Origin of the sequence: Marseilla massiliensis (genome assembly GCF_016899855.1) — a bacterium.
Classification (GTDB): Bacteria; Bacteroidota; Bacteroidia; order Bacteroidales; family Bacteroidaceae; genus Prevotella.
This window is the reverse complement of record NZ_JACJJG010000052.1, coordinates 1-19422: the sequence shown is the minus strand read 5'-3', so window position 1 is coordinate 19422 and position 19422 is coordinate 1. Positions and strand designations below refer to the sequence as shown.

Sequence of the window (19422 nt, the reverse complement as noted above, 5' to 3'; positions counted from 1 at the left end):
GCTATTCAGGCTTCGCGGGACTCGTACTTCTTTATTAAAAAGTTGACGAGTTGACAAGATACGAGCAGACAAGGAGATTTGTTTAGTTGCTTAATATACAACAAAGCATTTCTCCTTGTCTGCTCGTATCTTGTCAACTCGTCAACTAAGCAAATCTCCTTGTCCGCTCGTCCCTTGTCAACTCGTCCCTAATTATTGCCACGTTACGGGCACATTTTTCAGCTGAATGCCCGTCGTAATGTTACCTCCCAACGAGCGGACATCGCCGCTTAGGTAGTAACCCACATACACAACGGGTAACATTGTAACTGTAGCGGGCACTTTACTTAGGCTTGATATCTCAAACTTTACAGGCAACCCTGCCGGCATGTTCTTGGCTTCGGCATAGTCGTTACTTTTGTATTCGTTGCCGTCTGCGTCGTAACCTGTCACGGTATTGTCACCGATGTGTACGTTGGAGTAGTTCAAATCTTTCGATGTTGCCTTCAAAGTGATAGTCACGGTGTTGTTTGCGGCATTGCCGACAGCCTCAACAAACTCAACATCAAAGTGCTTCGCGGCAGGATTACCGACACTTACACCCGAAGCTCCGACTACAAAATTCACGGCCGAAGTAGAGCTTTGGGCTGTCGTTCCAGTACTTTCAGTCGTCTTCTCGCCCGTTATGGCTTCCTTGACAACGTTTTCCGCCGCCTTCTTCAGCTTCTTGAAGAACTGCGCGTCGGCCTGTTGCGGTATTGCGAAGATGGCTATTGCCACCAAGCAAAGAGTTCTGATAGCTTTTTTCATAATTAAAACGGTTTAATGTTATACAATAAATATAAGGTCATTGGTTCTCTGCCCTGCGCTCGTCAATCTTCCTGTTGGCCTCGTTGCGTGCATTTGCCGTAAAGTGTCCGTTGCCGTCTTTGTCCCAAAACATCTGCTGGGGCTGCTGCTTCGACGCCTCTTTCGACATGAAGCCGAACGCATATATTGCGCCGACTACTACCGCAGCGACCATCAGCACTTGCAGGAACAGCTCAAGCAAGGCAACGATAAGCAGGAATATCGCAAGGCAAACGGCCACTACGCACACTAAGGAGAACGCCGTGAACACGGCTCCCTGGCGCCAGCCTGCCGAGCGGACGTTGCGCATCAGGGCCCAACCTACGCCGCCTACCACGAGCACGGCGAACACAACGCTGGCTATTACGCTCACCGTATCGTCGGAAACGCCGACGATACCCAACACGATTGCAAGGACAAACGCTATCGGGAAGGTAAGCACGAGGCAGATGAACATTGCCTTCATCGACAGCTCCTTGCCTATATGTTCCTCAACGGCGCCCTTGAAAAAGAATACTTGCAGGACCTGGAACGCCACAAACAAGGCAAAGGGCACCAGCTTGAACAGCTTTGAGAAGAAGCCGTACTTGTCTGACGTGCACCACCACAGGCTGTTGCCGCCCAATACCGAGTATATAACAATTTCAAGAATGGTGGCCGCAAGCATGCAGCCAGCCGACGCAAAGAGCAGCTTCGATGACTTGCTGCCGCCCTTCATGTAAAGCAGGGTAAGGCCGAACGCGGCGGCCACGATAATGAACACGAGCCAGAAAGGCAGTGTCGAGGATGTAAGAAATTCTTTCATTTGAATGTTGTTTTTCAGTTATGCCGGCATGTCTGACCGCTGCCGGCGGCTGACTTGCCGGCCAAAAACAGCGCCGGCGGCCGACGTCATGAAGCCGGCGGCGGGCTACATATTGAGAAGTTTACGACCACCAGCGTAACACCTTGATTCCCAATACGTTATAAAAGGCCATCTTTTAGTGTGCGAAAGGTAGCCTTTTGGCGTGTAAAAGACGGCCTTTTACAATGCGATTAACCGTCTTTTACACAACGTCCGGCCGTGCCACTCCCCTCAAGGAGCTACTTTCTCATGTCAATCTTCCAGTTGCCTTCCGGGTCTTTCTTCAGCTTAACCTTGTCGTCGCTCGTCTTTTTCTCATACTCCATATGCACAGCCACCACAGCCTCGGTGCCGTCTTCAGACACTTCCTCCGACTGTATCTCGTACGATTTCAGCTTGCCGTAGTTGGCATAGGTAGTGTTCACCTTGCCGTTCATCATCGCCACAAACTGCTCGCGCTCACCCTCTGTCTCGGGACTCTTGCCGTCAGGAAAGTAAATCAGCGACGCCATCTTCTCCCCGTCCTGGTCCTGTATAGCCTTGATAAACTGCTCGGTAACGCCCTTCGGCGTATTGCCGCCGCCACATGAAGCGAGCGTCAGCGCGGCGAAAACCGCGGCCATGAATGCAAATAACTTCTTCATAAATATAATTTTTTGGTTAGTAATGTCATTTAAAACGCCGCAACGGTAGCCAGGCGGCCGTTATTGCAGATGTCGGACGGCAGCACGCAGCGTATAAGTCCCAATCCGGGCAGGCGGAACTCATGCCTGAACGTCCCCACGAGCGGTATTCCGGCCCGGGCATAAGCATGCATGACAAGCTCGCAACAGTACATCCTCGACGTGTCGGAATCGTCATAGTCATGGTCGAACAGCGTCCCCCTACGGTATATCTCCACGGCCTCGCGGGCTGCCACGGCAGGCGCCACGGTATCGCCCCGCAGGCGCTTCACCTCGCCGATGTCGGCATTCAAGGATATAAAGAACTTCTCCGGCGTCTCCATTTTCACCCTGTCGGGGTCGCCCTCATAGTCAGGCTCGCCAGGAACGGCGTGCACCACCATCATCACCCCGCACGAATCAACCACCATCCCGACGTGGGAGTACTGTCCGTGGCGGTCGGCCGCAAGCACGGCACGGCTCGTAAGGCCGTTGCCACGGCGGAACACTATGTCGCCCTCGCGCAGCTTCAATCCGTCGGGCAGTATGCTGCGGGCGTCCTTACGACCGCATGACGCAAGCGCAATAACGGCAATGACAACAATTGCGACATAGGAAGAAAACCTTGCGCAGCCACGCAGACAATTCCACATTATACTCGTTTTGTGCAAAAATAAGAATAAACATGAACCACACAATAACGGAATACCGTGATTTTCAAGACGTTCGATTATGCCAAAATGAAAACTTTTAGTATCTTTTCGGCACGAAAATAGGATGCGGTTCGGCAATGTCAAGTCAAAAAACTTCGTTTTTTTCTTGCCATTGCGCTCACCTTTCACTATATTTGCAACATGACCACGCCTGCAAAATATTTCACCTTAATAATATAACAGCACCATGAAAACCTCGAGACTACTTCTGATTGCCATCATGTTAACGGCCGCCGTAACAGCGGGATACGCCGAAACACTTGACAACCTACGGCAGAAGGCAGAACAGCTGCACGCCGAGGGCAAGAACGACTCCGCCTTGCTCGTAGCCGAAAAGGCTCTCGAAATAGCCGTTCCCGACAACGACACAACAGCCATCATCGGCTTGAACTCGTCAATGGGAGTATACCTGCGCACGCTGGGACGCCTCGACGAAGCCCTGAAGCACTACAACACGGCAATGCGCCTGTGCACCACCGACGCCTTCAAGCGCAACGCCGACGAGGAGGCAAGGCAGGAAGCAGCCACGCTCTACCTCAACATGGCAACACTGCACGTGGACATGCAGCATAAGGACGACGCCCTTTACTACGCCAAACTGGCTGCCGACTGGGCCATGAAATGCGCCGACAAGGAACTGAAGGCGCAGCTGCTGGCGCAAGACGGACTGATATTCCTCATGTGCGGAGACAACCGCGAGGCGGCACGGCAGCTCACAACAAGCTACGAACTCGCCATGCAACTCAAGCTATATCCTGCCGCCCTTAACGCCGGAGCATACATGATAGCCGTAGCCGACCGCCTGAACGACGCCACGGCAGTCGGCCAATGGCGCGACAGGTGCAGCCGCATAGAAGGCAAGGTTACCGACACAATGGCGCTGATAGCCTACTACCAGATACAGTGCAGCGTGGCTATGAAGCACGAGAATTGGCAAGAGTCAATAGCCCTCTTCAATAAAATCCTGTCGACAGAAGGTGTCGACGCCATGCCGTTCGTGGTCTACGACTGTTACAACAACATGCACGAGGCATGGGCAAAGCTTGGCGAATGGCGCAAGGCTTACGAATGCATGGGCAAAGCCGTGGCGCTGAAAGACAGCCTTTTCGAGAAAGACAAGGCTGAAAGCCTGCGCGAACTTACAGTAAAATACCAGACTAAGGAAAAGGAACTGGCCCTCGCCCGTAGCGAGACCGAGCTGTCACGCACACGCATGTACATAGCCATCGGCGCATTAGTGGTACTGGTCTGCGCCGTACTCGTATCGCTTTACGTGCAAAGACAGCGCCGCAGGATACGCGAAAGAGAGGCCGAGTTCGCCAGGTTGAAGGCCGATACCGACCGCAGGCTTACCCGCCGCTACCTCGAAGGACTGGAGAGTGAACGTGAAAGGCTGGCAAAAGAACTGCACGACGGCGTATGCAACAACCTGTACACCCTGCAGGTTATGGCCGACAACAAGGCTTCCGGCGCTACAGAACTGCCTGAACGGCTTAACGAAATACGCGAGCAGGTAAGGCGGGTATCACACGAATTAATGCCTCCCGAGTTCAAATACGCCGACATCTGCATGGTAATCTATGACTACGTGGCAAGTACTGCCGAAGCATCGGCACGCAGGATAACCTTCACCGCAATACCCGACGATGCCGACTGGAGCACAGTGCCCGATGCCACGGCTCTCGAACTGTATCGCATTACGCAAGAGGCCGTAGGCAATGCCGTCAAGCATTCCGGCGCAACTGACATTGGCGTAGAGCTTAACATGACGCAGGATACGCTCACACTAACCATTACCGATAACGGAAGCCAGGGCTCGCAACAAGGCGGCAGCGGCATAGGCCGCCGCACAATGAAGCAACGCGCCGAGGCGGCAGGCGGTAAACTGACAGTTAACAGGCACGCAGGCGGTACGACGCTGAACGTTGTCGTACATAGGAAAGCATAAAGGCAAAACCACGGATTTCCGTTATTGCAGATATGGATGCATGGTATAACTTTGCCCCGATGAACGAGGCACAAAGATATTTATTGCAAGACAAGTCTGTCGCCGTTGTCGACGACCATGCGCTTATACTTGAAGGATTCAAGAGCTTGATGCAAGGCTGCGGCGTGGAGAACGTAGAGACATTCATCCGCGCTGCCGACCTGGTTAACGTACTGACGCACAGAAGATTCGATTTATATATCATCGACATCGGCATGCCCGACATCGACGGCTTCGAACTGATTGACATAATACGCTCGACACATGCCGACGCCCGCATAATAGTAAACACCATTCATGAGGAAATATGGCTGCTCAGGCGAATGCTGGACAAAGGCGTCAACGCCATAATGTTCAAGTCTACCGACTTTACACAGATGGTTGACGCCATGACTGCCGTCATGAACGGCGGACAATACTTCTGTCCGGGACTGAAAAAGAAGCTGTACGGCTGCCGCCAACATATAGAACATCCGTCAGAGCGTGAAATAGAAATCCTCAAAGCGCTCGCGGGAGGATTCACGTCGAAGGAGATTGCCTCACGACTGTTCATTTCAGAGAACACGGTAGAGACCCACCGTAAAAGCCTGTTCGCGAAACTTGGCGCACGCAACATGGCTGACCTCATCGTAAAAGCCATCACCCGTGGATATATCAGCGCACCTGAAATAATAAAAGACAATATCAAATAAAACGTTGGATATTGTCGGCGTATATTCGTATTTTTGCAAATTAAACAGTTTAAACCGCAAAAACATGAATACGGACATTACGACTTTCATATCAAAATACCGTGAAGCATTCGGCGAAAAGCCAGAACTGCCCATCGTTTTCTATTACAGCGATACCCCAGCCGGCACCAACGGCAAGACGGGAGGCTGTTTTTTCAAATGCCTGTACGCCGCAAGGGAAGGACAACCGATAAGCCTCAACGCCGAGACCATAGGCTGCGGTGGAGGCAAACTATACACCGGCTTTGCGCCCATGCCGCCACACGTGCCGTCATTCGTATCCGAAAAAGAGCGTTACAAGGCCTCACCCGCCGATGTTACGGAGTGCATTGACAAGCTCGACATAAGGCTTACGACAAGAAAATACCTGAACTTCGTACGCATAGACAAGGCCGAGAGCCTTGACATGATTGAGGGACTGCTATTCATTGTCACGCCGGACATACTATCAGGACTGGCCGCATGGGCTTTCTTTGACAACAATTCAGACAGCGCCGTATCGTGCCCGTTCGGCTCAGGCTGCTCATCGGTAGTGGCACAGGCCGTACGCGAGAACCGATTGGGCGGCCGACGGACTTTCATCGGCATGCTCGACCCATCGGCACGGCCGTACATCGGCGCCGACGAACTAAGTTTCGTGATACCCGCCGTGCGCCTTCCCGAGATGTTAGATACCATTGACCGATGCTGCCTGTCGGGCACTCACGGATGGACGAAAATTAAAGAAAGGATTAACGGACGGATGGAATAACCGCCGCCCGTTAATCCTACACTATTGATAAAAGCAGTCATTACACCGCCGGACACGTTGATACAGCGTCAGAAACTCTTTGCTTTTATCATCTTTCCGTCAACAACAAAGTCGGCATTAGTCGGCGAATAATACACCGTGTACGGCTTAATGTCGGTCATGCTGCCTTCATCCACGCCGGAGTCAAGCACGACATTAAAGCCGTCGAGCTTTTTCGTGAACACCAGCCGGCAGCCGTCCACCTTTCCCTTGTATATTGTCGTGCCGTAATATCTCATCGAACCAGTGTTGACATTCACATGACTATGGGCTACCGACATGTAGACCACGTCACCCTTGCGCATGAAATCGACGCTGTGCAGCGTGCTATTGTCGTCGCTAACATACTGCCCGCTACGCCCGAAGGCCTCATCCGGTATGCGAGAAGCCTCACCTGAAAGCGGGTTTGCAAGTTCTCCGGACACGTATCCGGTAGTTCCGCCGGCAAGGCTGACCTTATACCAGCCCTTATCCAAACCCGCATAAGCAAACGTCATGCCCGCCTGCGCCTTCATTACGGGGGCGCCTGTAACGGGAGCGGTACGTATATTGACATCGCTCTTGATTATCTCAACAAACTTACAGGCCGACGACGGCGCGAACGTATATCCCTCGCCGAAAGCTATCGAGCCGTCGGCCGCGTTATACGTTACCGTCATGCTCTCCTTCTGTTCCGGCATACCGTACCTCAGACTGTAATACTTTACCTGAGCCTTGTTGCCCTGTATGGCCGTAACGTCGGTTATTATCCAATAATCCGACACAAAATCGTTCTCCACTTGCAAGTAACCGTAACTCTGACCCGCCTCGTCAGACAACTTGATTGACTTATCGTAAAGATTCATTTTCAGCTGTTCATACTGCTCGGCAGTGTTGTTTATCCACACACCTCGAAACGGATTGTCCGCATACACGGGGACAACACACGGCATAAAAGCCAGCAAGAACATAGTCGATAACAGCAGGGTTAATGTTCTCTTCATAACAATTGTTTTGCGAAACAAGCTCTTGCCTACCTTGCTCCACCGTGCGCAAGAGCTTTATAAACGCACGGCGGAAAGAGAATGCAAAAGTAAATATTTTTTATCAAACCGCTCATATGCCAAGGCGATAAAACGCCTCATAAGGCCGGAAGGCTCTAGTTTAACAATACGTTGTAAAGTGGCATATTAATTGCATATCCATTTTAAAAAGGAGGAAATCATGACGTATAATGAAATCTTGTCAGCCGCACAGTCTTTATCAGAGACGGAACGGCAATCTTTGGTGCAGGCATTGAGCGCAGGCAATCAGTGCGAAGCGACAGTCCCTGAAAGCTCACGCCTGTCTGCCTTATTGGAAAAACAGGGCTGCTGTCCTCATTGTGGAGGCAACCATTACTACCGTTTCGGCAAGGATCACGGAACGCAACGCTTCAAGTGCAAGGATTGCGGCAGGACGTTCACCGAATACACCGGCACATGGCAGCAGAAGCTCCACAAGAAAGGGCTTGTGAAGGCATACATGCACCTGATGTCCGAACAGAAATCCCTTGACAAGATATCCGCCGCCTTGCACATCAACAAGAAGACGGCCTTCGACTGGCGGCACAAGATATTGCGTTCCCTGAAGCAAGATGAAGGCGGTTCGTTCTCCGGAATAACCGAAAGCGACGAGACGTTCTTTGACAAGTCAGACAAAGGCAGCCGACATCTGAAACGCAAGCCCCGCAAGCGTGGTGGAGAGGCAAAAGGCAAGGGCATGTCCAAGGACAAGGCCACCGTCATAGTGACAGCTGACAGGAAGAACGACCTCAACATGACGTTTTGCGGCTATGGACGGCTGACGAAGGCGGAAATCACGGAAAGCCTGCGCACCCCTCTGCCCAAAGGGACCGTGCTGTGTTCGGACGGCCATGTCAGCTACAAGGGGTATGCAATGGACAACCATATTGAACATGTCGTAATCAGGGCAGACCTTGGCCGGCATGTCAAGAGGGGATTTTTCCATATCCAGCATGTCAATTCCCTGCACAACAGGCTCAAGAAATGGCTTAACGGAACATTCTGGGGAGTCGCCACGAAGTACATGCAGGACTATCTCAACTGGTTCAAGGTGAAAGAGACCGTGCTGAAGTTCTGCAATGACCAGGCCGACGAACTGCTTGGGCTTTCCATGAACCACTATAATGTCAAGTTTGCAACGGTATAATTAACTAGAGCCGGCCGGAATTATACAATAATGTGTGCAGCACGGACAGCATGCCCTACAAAAGGTAACCTTTCACAATGCTATTGATGGCCTTTTACCTTGCGAAAAGGCACAAAACGCAAGGCAAAAGGCCATCAATCACGAAGCAGTTATTCCGCGATTACCATTCCTGCCTACGGTATTCGCTCGGCGACATGCCACAGCCCTTTTGAACATGCGGTTGAAATGTTGCGAATACTGGTATCCCAGCTCGTATGCAATCTGGCTTACGGTCTTGTCAGAACCAATAAGTTTCTCCTTCGCCATCTCCATAACCTTGTCTTGTATGCATTCCTGCGCCGTCTTTCCCGTTTCTTTTCTCACGAGATCACCAAAATAGTTTGGCGACAAGCATACCTTGTCGGCAAAATACTTGACTGAGGGCAGTCCGTCCAACAAGGGCCTGTCGCTATGGTAATAATCGTCAAGCAGAGCTTCAAACCGCTCCATTACGCCCTTGTTGACATCCTTGCGGGTAGCGAACTGGCGGTTATAGAAGCGCATGCAGTAATCCAGCAACAGCTGTATAATACGTGCCATGATACGGTTCGTAAGCCTGTCAACAGGGCGCATCAGTTCCGTCTTAATCTTGTCGAGACAGTCGACGAATGTCGTTTTCTCCTGTCCTGACAAGTGAAGGGCCTCTGTCGAGTCGTAAGAGAAGAACGAATAGGTCCTCATCTCCCGCTCAAGCGGCGTACCCTTGATTATATCCGGATGGAACAGCAGCCCCCGGGCCGTCGGCTTCATGCCCTCAAGCATCTCCGTCTCGGCCACCTGGCCCGGTGCAAAACTTACCACCGTGCCATCGCGGTAGTCGTATGGCAGGCGGCCATAGCGTATGTCGCCGCATTTAGTATCCTTCAGGAAGATGGCATAAACGCCATAATGTACGGTGAAGGATACGGGATGGCGCGTTGCATTGCGCAAGTCTATCACGCCCACAAGCGGATTCATCATTTCAAGCCCGAACAGGTTACAGTAGTCCTCAACAGTGTCCAATCTTATAATTTCGTCCATAATCTTCAACTATATAACGGCCAAATGAAAAACGCACGGCATGCAGACGCCGCCGGCAAGCCTTAAAGGCATTGCTTCATTGGCAAAGTTAATCATTTTATCCGTAAGCAGGACAAGAGCCGGACGCAAATCCGTAAATGCGTTACAAACGTCAGTAAGTCGGGTATCGTCACATGACTTTACTTGCACTAATTTTGCAACCGGAACAAGTAACGATACAGGCTGTAAGCCGCCACGACCGTACATAGCGAAGAATTTTTTACAGTATAACATTAAATAAAACAAAAAAGACATGATGACTATCACTAACATGAATTATGCCCAGTACATCCACACACACGTAATGTTCGGCGCGGGGATGCTCGACAAGCTGGGCGAACAGCCTCTTCCGGGTAAGAAGGCGCTCATTGTAATATCCAACGGCAAGTCGACACGTGCCAACGGATACCTCGCCCGCACTGAAGAACAGCTGGCAAAGGCCGGCGTTGATACCGTGGTGTTTGACGGAGTGGCACCCAATCCTACAGTTGCCAACGTCAACGCAGGTGCCGAGGCGGCACGCAAGAACGGCTGCGACTTCATCGTAGCACTGGGCGGCGGCAGCGTGATGGACTGCTCTAAAGCCATCGCCGTAATGGCAACCAACGACGGCGAACTGTGGGATTACGTGACGATAGGCTCGGGCAAGGGACGCCCGATAACGTCAAGACCGCTGCCCATCGTGGCCATAACCACAACGGCAGGCACGGGTTCAGAGACCGACAACTCGGGAGTTATAACCAAGGAAGACACTTTCGAGAAGGCCTTTATCGGCGATGCGTCGTTGTTCCCGACACTTTCAATCGTAGACCCGGAGCTCATGCAAAGCGTACCTCCTGTCTTCACGGCATACCAGGGGTTTGATGCGCTCTTCCACAGCACCGAGGGTTACATCGCCCGTGGCGCCAACCTCATGAGCGACATGTACTCGCTGACAGCGATAGAGAACATCGCCAAATACCTGCCACGCGCCGTAAAAGACGGCAATGACCTTGAGGCGCGCACCCGTGTGGCATTCGGCAACACCCTGTCGGGCGGCGTAATGTGCCTCACACTGATAACGAGCGAGCACGCACTGGAGCACGCTCTCTCAGCATACCACCCCAACCTGCCCCACGGAGCGGGACTTATAATGATAAGCAGGGCCTATTACGAGTATTTCATCGAGCGCCACGCATGCGACGAACGCTTCATCCGCATGGCACAGGCTATGGGCATTAAGGACGCCGACAAGCCCGAAGACTTCCTTACTGCGCTTACCCGCCTGCAGGAAGAATGCGGTGTGGCCGACATGAAAATGTCTGACTACGGTATCCGTCCGGAAGAGTTCGAGACCCTTATGCGCAACACACGTGAGGTGATGGGTATTATGTTCACCAGCGACCGTGCGCAGATGAGCGACGAGGACATAATCGACATCTACAGGAAATCGTACAAATAAAAAGGTGCAAAATACAGAAACTAACAGCCCTTAAACACCGACAATGATGAAAAAACTATTTTTATACATGCTGATGTTGCTCATTGGAGTAACTACTTCGGCCTGCAGCAGCGGCTCGGACACTGTGCCCGAGCCGCCCGTAGAAGAGGAAGAAGGCGGCAGTACGGGAACTGTCGGGAGCTTCAAGGTGAACATCATCGTGGGCAACAGCACAATTACAGCCACCATGGAGGACAATGGAGCCGCGCGCGACTTCATGTCGCGGCTGCCGCTTGAAGTGACATTAGAGGACTACAACAACGGAACGGAAAAGATATTCTACCCCGAACCGGCACTGAGTCTTGACGACACGCCGCGCGGATGCGCCCCCGTGCCGGGCGACATCACCATCTACGAGCCGTGGGGCAACGTGGCGATATTCTGCAGGGAATGGTCGGAAAGCGGCTCGCTGATAAAAATCGGGCACATCGACGGCGACGGTATCAATGCCCTTATTGGCACAGACGACGTGCGGGTAAGGTTTGAACGGCCATAAACCGTAACGTAGCGGAAATACTGAATTTACCCGAACATGAAAAAGAGAAGTATCTTCTTAAGTCCGCTGGCACTGCTGTTCGCCGTCATAGCGACAACAATGACAGCCTGCGGACAGTCAAAACAGAACGACACAAGCAATAACCCAAAGAACATGGAAACAACTAAAATCAAGCTGACGGTAACGGGCGGACGCACGTTTACCGCCACACTGGCCGACAACTCTTCGGCCGAAGCGCTGAGAGAACTCATCATGAAAGGCGACCTCACGATTGAGATGGAGGACTACGCAAGCATGGAAAAGGTGGGACCGATAGGCACTTCGCTGCCACGAAACGACCGACCAACCACAACGTCGGCCGGCGACATCATCCTGTACCAGGGCAAATACCTCGTGATTTACTATGACAAGAACTCGTGGAACTTCACCCGCCTGGGCCGCATCGACAACGCCACAGCAGACGAACTGAAGCAGGCCTTGGGCAGCGGCGACGTTACCGTGACGCTATCAGCGGAATAGCCGTTATGCAAAAGACGGCAAATCGCCTTGCGAAAGGTGGCCTTTCGGCCGCCAAAAGACCATCTTTTACAAGCCGAAAGGCCACCTTTTAGAGTGCTGTTTACAACTCGTTGACTTACAACAAGTTACAACACGGATAAGAATAAGCCTTATAACACACTCCGAATAGCGGAATAATGCCGCCGTAAAACATATCAAGGGACTATCAAAAGAAAGAAATATGAAGACAAGAACATTGGGTAAACAAGGACTGGAGGTATCGGCCGTAGGTCTTGGCTGCATGGGATTCACCCAAAGCTATCCGCCCTACCCCGACAAAAACGAGGCCATAAAAGTGATACGCGAGGCCGTAGACCTTGGCGTTACGCTTTTCGACACGGCAGAAGTGTACAGCTTTTTCAAGAACGAAGCACTCGTAGGCGAGGCTCTCGAACCCGTGCGCGACAGGGTTGTCATAGCCACCAAGTTCGGCTATGACCTCAACCATGACTTCGACCTTGGCGGCACGGCGCGCCCCGTCAGCCTGTCAAGCAAGCCGGAGACCATCCGCCACGCCGTGGAAGGCTCGCTGCGACGCCTGCGTACCGACCACATAGACCTGTATTACCAACACCGTGTTGACCCGGACACGCCTATTGAAATAGTGGCCGACACCGTAGCGTCGCTCATAAGGGAGGGCAAGGTGCTGCACTGGGGACTGTCCGAGGCCGCACCGGCCACCGTCAGGCGTGCCCACGCGGTATGTCCGCTTACGGCAGTACAGAGCGAATACTCACTATGGTACCGCCAGCCGGAACAGGAACTGCTGCCTACACTCGAAGAGCTCGGCATTGGATTTGTGCCGTTCAGCCCTTTGGGCAAGGCCATGTTGACGGGACGCTTTAACCGCGACACGAAGTTTGACAAGACCGACTTCCGCTCGGCAATACCCCGATTCAGCCCTGACAACCTGCAACACAACGTTGCGCTCGTTGAGTATGTAGAGCAAATAGCCACGCAGAAGCACACTACGCCGGCACGCATAGCGATAGGATGGCTGCTGGCACAGAGGCCATGGATAGTGCCCATACCAGGAACGAAGCGCATAGAAAGGGTAAAGGAGAACATAGGAGGTGCCGACATAACGTTTACCGACGACGAGCTGGCCGACATACGCCGCCATCTTGACGGCATAGAGATAACCGGCGCACGCTATCCAGAGGACCAGGAGGCGCTTACTAACAAGTAAACGGCTGACTGTTCAGACAAGAACGAAAGTTGTATAAAAGGCAAAAGAGGAAAAGACATGAAAGGACTGATACGACTGGCCGTGGCGGTTGCCATGCTTACGCCGGGCATTGCAGTGCCTGTGCAAAGGGCGGTTGACGTGCATTCGCACATCATCACGGAGGAATACACAGCGCTGTTACGGCGCCACGGGGCAGAACTTGAGGAGACTTTTCCGCTGCCTGCATGGAACGCAGAGGCCCACGTAGCCTTCATGGACAAGGCAGGGATAGAATGCGCGGTGCTTACCATGCCAGCTCCGCAGCCTTATTACGGCGACAGCCACGAGAGCGCAGAGTGCGTACGCAAGATTAACGAGGAGGCGGCAAGGGTAAAAGCAAGATTCACGGGGCGCTTCAAGTTCTGCGCATCGCTGCCACTGCCCGACGTCGACGCCGCCATACGCGAGGCCATATACGCCCTCGACACGCTGAAGGCGGACGGCATAAGGATGGCAACGAACAGCCGTGGACTATACCTCGGCGACGAACAACTGGACACGCTGATGTCAGTGCTCAGCAAGCGAGGCGCCGTCGTGATAATACATCCCCACCGCCCAACGCCCTATAACGAAAGTACAACGGCCACGACGCCGCTCGCCATATACGAATATCCGGCCGAGACGACACGCGCAGTGGTCAACATGATAGCACGTAACGTGCTCGTGCGTTATCCAGGAGTAAAGGTTGTGGTGCCCCATTGCGGCTCGTTCCTGCCATTGGCGCTGCCCCGCATGAAGGCCATCCACCACGCAATGCAGACCCAGGGGTATATGCAGCCAATAGACTGGGAGGCTAACCTCAGGCAGTTGTACTACGACCTGGCGGGCAACCCGACGCAAGAGGTAGTACGAACCCTGCTGACCGTGACCACGCCCGACCACATTCTATACGGCTCGGACTATCCCTACCTGCCCGACAACGTGCTTCAAGACAACCTGAAAAGACTGAAATACATGCTGGAAAGCGACGGCATACTGTCACGATACGCCGATGACATGCTTCGGAACAATGCCGAAAAACTGTTCAACAGCAGCATTGACGACAACCGTAAATAGCGCAACGAAGGCTGAACCAAAATCAACGGCTATACAAAAGACGGCAAATCGCCATGCGAAAGGCGGCCTTTTGGCGGCTAAAAGACGGTCTTTTACAAGCCAAAAGGCCACCTTTTAGAGCATTGTTTACAACCCGTTGATTTACAACATGTTACAATACAGCCTGAAATCAGGCGTCGCTATACATTCATTAAGCGTAAAAACATAAAACATAACATCATGAAAAAGAACATCGGAAACGTGTTGGCCCTCTATCCCACGCCGGCAGTGGTAGTCGGCACGGAGGTCAACGGAAAGGTAAACTGGCTGCTCGTGGCCCACGTAGGCATAATCGGGCACGACCGTATCATGCTGAGCATGCACAAAGCCCACTACACCAACCAAGGCGTTAAAGCCACGGGGCGGGTGTCAGTGAACATCGTCAACGAGGCAATGCTCGAACGCGCCGACTACACTGGCTGCGTAAGCGGGGCAAAGACGGACAAGTCCGGCGTGTTCGACTACCATACCGGCGAGGGCGGAACGCCCATAATCGACGAATCGCCGCTGACGATGGAATGCGAGGTTGTAGACAACTATGAAACTGATACGTTCGACAACTTCATCTGCAAGATTACCGCCACCTATGCCGACGAGAGCGTATTGAACGACAAGGGCAAGCCAGACTACGGCAAGCTGAAGCCCGTACTGTTTGACATGCCGGGCTATACATACCTGCGTACGGGCGACGTGATATGCAAATGCACTTCTCTTGGCAAGAAACTGAAGCCATAATGATTATGGAACGACGCGAATTTATCAAGAAATCACTTATCGCGGCGACAGGCACAGTGCTGCTTGGCAGCAGCCTCGTACGGGCAATAAGTAACAAAACAGACTACAACAATATAATGAAAATAGTGGTATTGACGGGAAGTCCGAGGCGTAACGGCAACTCGGCTTACCTTGCGGAACAATTCATAAAGGGCGCGAAAGAGCGCGGACACGAGGTTTTCCGCTTTGATTGCGCCTTCAGGCATGTGGCTCCGTGCCGCGCCTGCAACAGCTGCGGGATGGACGGACCATGCGTGATAAAGGATGATTTCGACGAATTACGTCCCCATCTGATTGAAGCCGACATGGTTGTGTTCGCCACGCCGATGTATTATTTCGGCATATCGGCGCAGATGAAGAGCGTAATCGACCGCTTCTACGCCATAAACGGGCAGATAAAGGGCAGCCCGAAGAAGGCCGCCCTGCTGATGACATACGCCGACACGGCGAAGAAAGAGGCAGAACCGATACTCTCACATTACCGTACACTGACCGAATATCTAGGCTGGACAAGCGTGGGCGAGGTCATCGCTCCGGGCGTATGGACGGCAGGCTCTGTAAAATCTACCGGATATGGCGACGAAGCCTACCGCCTTGGCAAAAGTATTTGATGGCATAACAACACAACACTCCAACCATGAACAAATATATTATCACGGTATTAACCGCGCTGCTGGCGGCGCTCGCGCTGCCCGGCAACGCGCAAACGGGCACGCAAACGGACAGAACCGAGACATGCAGGCAGAACTACCGGACGCTGTTCGGCGGTGAGGCTCTAACCGGAGAGGGTACTGACCCCGAGCTGATGGCCATGCTGCAGAAGTTCATCTTTGGCGAAGTGTTCGCCACGGGCAATCTTACCATCGCCCAACGTGAGCTGATAACCTGCACGGTTCTGGCCACAATGCAGACTCTTCCGCAACTGAAAGCGCACGCCGCGGCCGCCCTCAACGTTGGCGTAAAGCCCGTAGAGCTGCGTGAGGCGATGTATCTCACGGCGCCGTTCATAGGTTTTCCAAAGACGCTTAACGCAGTGGGCACGGTCAACGAGGTATTAACCGAGCGTGGAATAAGCCTTCCGCTCGAAGCACAAACCACCGTTACCGACGCCGACCGCCACGAACGGGGCAAGGAAATACAGGATTCGCTGTACAGCGGAGGCATTTCAGCCGTCATGGACGGGGTGCCCGGAGGACTCGGACGTGATGTTGAAAGATTCCTGACAGGATATTTCTTCGGCGAAACGTACACCCGTGGCGGGCTTGACCTAAAGACACGGGAGCTTCTTGGGTATTGCGTTCTCGCCACAATCGGCGCCGACAGCCAGCTAAGTTCGCACTACCACGGCAACATCAAGGCGGGCAACACGCCCGAAACGGTGGCCTCAGCGATTGTGCAATGCCTGCCGTACATCGGTTTTCCGGCAGCAATCAAGGCGCTCAGGATAATAAAACAGGAGAACGCCAAAGGCGTAACGCCGGCAAACAACCTTGTCCGCCTGTCAAGAATAACCGTAGACCCGGCACAGCTTGACGCCTACAACGCATTCCTTCGTGAGGAGATAGAGGCTTCTATGCGGCTTGAGCCTGGCGTGCTGACCCTGTACGCCACGGCCGAAAAAGACGCTCCGCACAAGATTACGATACTTGAGATATACGCCGACAACGCCGCCTATAAGGCGCATATAACCACTCCGCACTTCAAGAAGTACAAGGAAGGCACGCTGTCGATGGTAAAGAATCTGGAGCTTGTCGACACGAAGCCCCTCATTCCGGGCCTGAAAATAAAATAACAACGGCCTTATCACAGGAAAGCCCCTTGCGGTATCGCTACCGTAAGGGGCTTTTCTGTGTCACGATATATCATTAAAAAGCTATGCAACAAATGTCTAAAACTCGAGTACGAGCACTTGGCGGGGCTGCAATTGCACGTCGGCGGCCAAGTTGACGGTGCTGTCGGTGAGCACGTCTTTTGCCGACTTGGCTGCTCCTATCACCTCAGCGTAACGATTGACGGCAAGCGTTGCGGGCTTCTTCGTGCCGTTGATAACTGTCATTACGTTCTTTCCGTTATACTGGCGGGCCACTACATATACGCCCTTATATGGTATAAACTGCTTCTGCGAGCCCTTGATAACCACGTCGTTGCCCTGTCGCCAGTGCAGCAGACGGCTCAACCAGGTGAACATCGCGTTCTCGGCCTTAGTCATACCTGCACCCGTAAAGGCGTTCTTGGAGTCTCCGGCAAAGCCTCCGGGGAAATCCTTTCGCACGTTGCCGTCGGTAACTTCCTTCGTTCCGTTCATCAAAATCTCCGTTCCGTAGTACAGTTGCGGAGTACGGTTGACGGTAAGCAGCAGGGCCAAAGCCTGTTTCAGGGCGGTAGAGTCCTTGCCCTTGCCGAGGAAACGGTCGGTGTCGTGGTTCTCGATAAACGCCATCACGCTTGACGGATTGGGGTAAAGATAATCGTAAACGAAGTTGTTATACAGGCGGTTGTAGCCGTTCCACCAGTCGTCGGTGTCCTCTTTCTTCGCCATGTTGACCTTGTCAAAGAAGCTGAAATCCATCACAGTCTTGAGGTAACTGTTCTCTTTCGCCACCTTTGAGTCCTTTTGCCATGCGGCAGTATATGCCGGCTCGGTAACCCATGTCTCGCCTACTACGTTGAAGTTGGGATACTCCTCGTCAAGCGTCTTCATCCATTTAGCCATCGCCGTGGCGTCGGCGTAAGGATAAGTGTCCATGCGTATGCCGTCAATTCCTACGGTCTCGATCCACCACTCACTGTTCTGGATAAGATAAGTGATGACGTGCGGGTTGCGTTGGTTAAGGTCCGGCATGGTGGGAACGAACCATCCGTCAACCGTCTCGCGCAGGTCTACGTCGCTGGCGTACGGGTCTACTACGGGCGTCAGCTTATAGCTGGTCTGCAAGTACTTGTCGTTCACCTCCGGCTTGGTCTTGTCCTGTCGTGCGGCAAGCCACTCGGGAGTGTTCAGCCAGTCCTTTGACGGCATGTCGCTAACCCACGGATGTTCGAATCCGCAGTGGTTGAAGATCATGTCCATCACTACCTTCAGGCCTTTGGAGTGCGCCTCGTCACACAAGCGGCGGTACTCTTCGTTGGTGCCGAAGCGTGGGTCTACACGGTAATAGTCGGTCGTAGCGTAGCCATGATACGTGCTTTGGCCGTTATTGTCGGGCGAGTTGTTCTCGAGAACGGGCGTAAACCACAGGGCCGTAACGCCCAGTTTGGTGAAGTAGTCGAGGTGCTGACGTATGCCTTCAAGGTCGCCACCGTGGCGAAGACTTGGCTGCGTACGGTCGGTCTTGTATGCGTTAAGGCCCTTGATGTCGTTGTTTTTAGGGTCGCCGTCAGCAAAACGGTCGGGCATAAGCATGTAGAGCACGTCGGCATTGGTGAATCCCATGCGCTCCTCGCCACGCTTCTCGCGCGCCTTGAGCTGGTATTTCACCTTCTTTGTAGACTTCCCGTCCTTGAAGTTAAGGGTCATCTCGCCGGGTTGCGCGCCTTCAAGATTGAGGTAAACGAGCAGGTAGTTGGGGCTGTCAAGCCGCACAATGCTGTCCACCTTGACGCCGGCATAGTCAGTAGTGACCTCTGCCGAGCGTATGCCTTCGCCGTAAACCATGAGCTGCAGCGACGGATTTTTCATGCCGACAAACCAGTTTGTCGGGTCAATGCGGTCTACCTTGACCGCCGCGTTGGTTGTCATAACGCTTAAAAGTAAGCTAAGTGATAAGATAAGGGTTCTCATGTCGTTGTTGTTTTTATATGGTAGTTAAAGGAGTTAAAGGAGTTATCGCTCACTACCGTTCGCTCAGTAGTTAAAGTCAAGTGCCCTACTAAGTGAAGATTTTTCAACTGAACAGGCAAACCTGAGTATTCGTTCTTCATCCAACAAAGCATTTGACTTTAACTACT

The 19422-nt window shown here is 52.8% G+C and carries 17 protein-coding genes and 2 pseudogenes; 12 read left to right on the top strand and 7 right to left on the bottom strand.

Annotated features, from left to right (window positions below; genetic code table 11):
* Positions 1-192: 192 nt before the first annotated feature.
* From H6A34_RS09425 to H6A34_RS09410, 4 genes are all read right to left on the bottom strand, one after another.
* Positions 193-789: a hypothetical protein gene (locus H6A34_RS09425; RefSeq protein WP_205105149.1), complete on the bottom strand. Its 597-nt coding sequence runs from the start codon at positions 787-789 to the stop codon at positions 193-195.
* 37 nt (positions 790-826) lie between these two features.
* Positions 827-1633 carry a hypothetical protein gene (locus tag H6A34_RS09420; protein WP_205105147.1) on the bottom strand — a complete coding sequence of 269 codons (807 nt, stop codon included), beginning with the start codon at positions 1631-1633 and terminating at the stop codon, positions 827-829.
* A gap of 278 nt (positions 1634-1911) precedes the next feature.
* Positions 1912-2316 (bottom strand): DUF4878 domain-containing protein, encoded by a 405-nt coding sequence (locus H6A34_RS09415; RefSeq protein ID WP_021949277.1) that lies wholly within the window; start codon positions 2314-2316, stop codon positions 1912-1914.
* A gap of 29 nt (positions 2317-2345) precedes the next feature.
* Complete coding sequence (locus H6A34_RS09410) at positions 2346-2987, bottom strand: C40 family peptidase (protein WP_205105145.1); 642 nt, start codon at positions 2985-2987, stop codon at positions 2346-2348.
* Between the two features lie 247 nt (positions 2988-3234).
* Here H6A34_RS09410 and H6A34_RS09405 point away from each other — a divergent pair, with 247 nt between their 5' ends.
* The 3 genes from H6A34_RS09405 (at position 3235) to H6A34_RS09395 (ending at position 6516) form a co-directional block, all read left to right on the top strand.
* Entirely contained in the window at positions 3235-4995 is a 1761-nt protein-coding gene (locus H6A34_RS09405; protein WP_205105143.1) for a tetratricopeptide repeat-containing sensor histidine kinase, read from the top strand.
* Positions 4996-5027: 32 nt separating this feature from the next.
* Positions 5028-5726 carry a response regulator transcription factor gene (locus H6A34_RS09400; protein WP_021949274.1) on the top strand — a complete coding sequence of 233 codons (699 nt, stop codon included), beginning with the start codon at positions 5028-5030 and terminating at the stop codon, positions 5724-5726.
* Between the two features lie 64 nt (positions 5727-5790).
* Positions 5791-6516 (top strand): DUF169 domain-containing protein, encoded by a 726-nt coding sequence (locus tag H6A34_RS09395; protein ID WP_205105141.1) that lies wholly within the window; start codon positions 5791-5793, stop codon positions 6514-6516.
* A 68-nt stretch (positions 6517-6584) separates the two neighbouring features.
* On the opposite strand, the gene H6A34_RS09390 is transcribed toward H6A34_RS09395, so the two are convergent.
* Positions 6585-7538 (bottom strand): SH3 domain-containing protein, encoded by a 954-nt coding sequence (locus tag H6A34_RS09390; RefSeq protein WP_205105139.1) that lies wholly within the window; start codon positions 7536-7538, stop codon positions 6585-6587.
* A 220-nt stretch (positions 7539-7758) separates the two neighbouring features.
* Here H6A34_RS09390 and H6A34_RS09385 point away from each other — a divergent pair, with 220 nt between their 5' ends.
* Positions 7759-8745 carry an IS1595 family transposase gene (locus H6A34_RS09385; RefSeq protein WP_205105137.1) on the top strand — a complete coding sequence of 329 codons (987 nt, stop codon included), beginning with the start codon at positions 7759-7761 and terminating at the stop codon, positions 8743-8745.
* 160 nt (positions 8746-8905) lie between these two features.
* Here H6A34_RS09385 and H6A34_RS09380 read toward each other — a convergent pair.
* A pseudogene (locus H6A34_RS09380) lies at positions 8906-9804 on the bottom strand (helix-turn-helix domain-containing protein).
* Between the two features lie 292 nt (positions 9805-10096).
* Between H6A34_RS09380 and H6A34_RS09375 the strand changes: the two are divergent.
* From H6A34_RS09375 to H6A34_RS09340, 8 genes and pseudogenes are all read left to right on the top strand, one after another.
* Positions 10097-11284, top strand: a complete 1188-nt coding sequence (locus H6A34_RS09375) for an iron-containing alcohol dehydrogenase (RefSeq protein WP_205105133.1) — start codon at positions 10097-10099, stop codon at positions 11282-11284.
* A gap of 46 nt (positions 11285-11330) precedes the next feature.
* The gene (locus H6A34_RS09370; RefSeq protein ID WP_205105131.1) at positions 11331-11819 is read left to right on the top strand and encodes a cyclophilin-like fold protein; all 489 of its coding nucleotides are present in this window, start codon (positions 11331-11333) and stop codon (positions 11817-11819) included.
* Positions 11820-11855: 36 nt separating this feature from the next.
* Entirely contained in the window at positions 11856-12338 is a 483-nt protein-coding gene (locus H6A34_RS09365) for a cyclophilin-like fold protein (protein ID WP_205105129.1), read from the top strand.
* 220 nt (positions 12339-12558) lie between these two features.
* On the top strand, positions 12559-13566 hold the full coding sequence (locus tag H6A34_RS09360) for an aldo/keto reductase (RefSeq protein ID WP_205105127.1): 1008 nt from the start codon (positions 12559-12561) through the stop codon (positions 13564-13566).
* A gap of 57 nt (positions 13567-13623) precedes the next feature.
* Positions 13624-14661 (top strand): amidohydrolase family protein, encoded by a 1038-nt coding sequence (locus H6A34_RS09355; RefSeq protein WP_205105125.1) that lies wholly within the window; start codon positions 13624-13626, stop codon positions 14659-14661.
* A 219-nt stretch (positions 14662-14880) separates the two neighbouring features.
* A pseudogene (locus H6A34_RS09350) lies at positions 14881-15420 on the top strand (flavin reductase family protein); the annotation flags it as partial.
* A 20-nt stretch (positions 15421-15440) separates the two neighbouring features.
* Positions 15441-16085 carry a flavodoxin family protein gene (locus tag H6A34_RS09345; protein ID WP_239480826.1) on the top strand — a complete coding sequence of 215 codons (645 nt, stop codon included), beginning with the start codon at positions 15441-15443 and terminating at the stop codon, positions 16083-16085.
* 26 nt (positions 16086-16111) lie between these two features.
* Positions 16112-17266 carry a carboxymuconolactone decarboxylase family protein gene (locus H6A34_RS09340; RefSeq protein ID WP_205105121.1) on the top strand — a complete coding sequence of 385 codons (1155 nt, stop codon included), beginning with the start codon at positions 16112-16114 and terminating at the stop codon, positions 17264-17266.
* A 96-nt stretch (positions 17267-17362) separates the two neighbouring features.
* Here H6A34_RS09340 and H6A34_RS09335 read toward each other — a convergent pair whose 3' ends face one another.
* Positions 17363-19255 carry a glycoside hydrolase family 13 protein gene (locus tag H6A34_RS09335; protein WP_205105119.1) on the bottom strand — a complete coding sequence of 631 codons (1893 nt, stop codon included), beginning with the start codon at positions 19253-19255 and terminating at the stop codon, positions 17363-17365.
* Positions 19256-19422 lie beyond the last annotated feature (167 nt).